Genomic DNA, 1775 nt, shown 5'->3' with positions numbered 1-1775 from the left:
GGCGAGTGCGGCGACGGTTGGTGCTTCGAAGACGGCGCGGATGGAGAGCTCGGCGTCCAGTGCGGTGCGGATGCGACTGGTGAGCCGGGTCACCAGCAGGGAATGCCCGCCCAGTTCGAAGAAGTTGTCATCGATGGTGACCGACTCCACGCCCAGCGTCTCAGCGAAGACACCCGCCAGGATCTCCTCACGAGGCGTACGCGGAGCCCGCCCGGCATCACCCGCACCGACGATCCCCGGCGCGGGCAGCGCCCTGCGATCGATCTTCCCGTTCGGAGTCATCGGCCACCGGTCGAGAACGACGAACGCGGCCGGAACCATATAACCAGGCAGAACCGCCGCGACATGAGCACGAAGGTCAGCAGGCTGAGGAGCGGACCCCTCAACGGTCACATACCCCACCAACCGCTCGCCCGTGACGCCGTCTTGACGCACCATCACCAAAGCGTCCGACACACCCGCGACGTTGGTCAGCGCGGCCTCGATCTCACCGAGCTCGATACGGAAACCCCGGACCTTGACCTGATTGTCCGTCCGGCCCAGATACTCCAGACTCCCATCAACACCCCGACGCACCAGGTCACCCGTCCGGTACAGCCGGCCACCGGGGGGACCGAACGGATCCGCGACGAACCGCTCCGCCGTCAGCTCCGGACGCCCCAGATAGCCACGAGCCAGACCAGGACCAGCCACATACAACTCACCCGCCACACCCGCCGGCACCGGACGCAACCCACCATCGAGCACATACAACCGCCCGTTCACCACCGGGCCACCGATCGGCGGAACCCCCTCCCCACCCAACGGCTCACTCATCGCCGCGACAACCGTCGCCTCGGTCGGACCGTACGAATTGACCATCCGATGACGACACGACCAACGAGCAGCCAGATCAGTACCGATCTTGTCCGCACCCGTGGCCAACGTCCGCAAATGCGGCAACTCGACCTCGGGCAGAGTAGCGAGCGCGGCCGGCAGCATCAGCGTGTGACTGATCCGCTCCTCCACCAAAACCCGCGCCAGCTCCTCACCCACCAACTGCCCCCCATCCGGCACCACCAGCACGGCACCATGAGTCAGCGCCATCACCGCCTCCAGCACCGAAGCATCAAAACTCGGCGAAGCGAGCTGCAACACCCGACTGCCCTGATCCAGCAGATACCGCTCCCCCACACTCACCGACAGATCACCCAAACCACGGTGCGTCACCACAACACCCTTCGGACGTCCAGTGGAACCAGAGGTGTAAATGACATACGCCGGATGATGAACATCGAGCGGAACAACACGCTCACCATCCGTCACCACCGAGTCCGCCAACTCCGCCAGCCGCGACACCACCCCCACCTCATCCAGCACGACCAACGGGCAGGACACCACCGGCAGATCACCGGCCACCCCCGACTCCGTCACCACACAGACCGGCCCAGAATCCGCCAGCATGTACGCGATCCGCTCCGCCGGATGAGCCGGATCAACCGGAACATAGGCACCACCCGCCTTCTGCACCGCGAGCGCCGCCACGACCATATCCGCGGACTTCGGCAATACCAGCGCCACCACCCGCTCGGGCCCGACACCACCCTCAATCAACAACCGGGCCAACCGGTTCGCACACTGATCCAACTCCCGATACGTGTACGTACGCCCACCGTGCACCAACGCCAAAGCCTCCGGCGCAGCCACCACCCACGCCTCAACCAGCTCAGGCATCGTACGAACCACACCACCCCGAGCCGTATCGTTCCAACCCGAGAGCAACAACTCCCGCTCCC

General features: G+C 65.3%; 1 protein-coding gene. It reads right to left on the bottom strand.

Annotated elements, in window-relative coordinates; genetic code table 11:
• Positions 1 to 1713 (bottom strand): amino acid adenylation domain-containing protein (locus ACFYM2_RS34730; RefSeq protein WP_388841882.1); only part of this gene is annotated, 1713 nt, incomplete at its 3' end.
• Positions 1714 to 1775 lie beyond the last annotated feature (62 nt).

Origin of the sequence: Streptomyces sp. NPDC006711, assembly GCF_042869775.1 — a bacterium.
GTDB lineage: Bacteria > Actinomycetota > Actinomycetes > Streptomycetales > Streptomycetaceae > Streptomyces.
The sequence above is the reverse complement of the archived record's forward strand: the minus strand, read 5'-3'. Positions and strand labels throughout refer to the sequence as shown.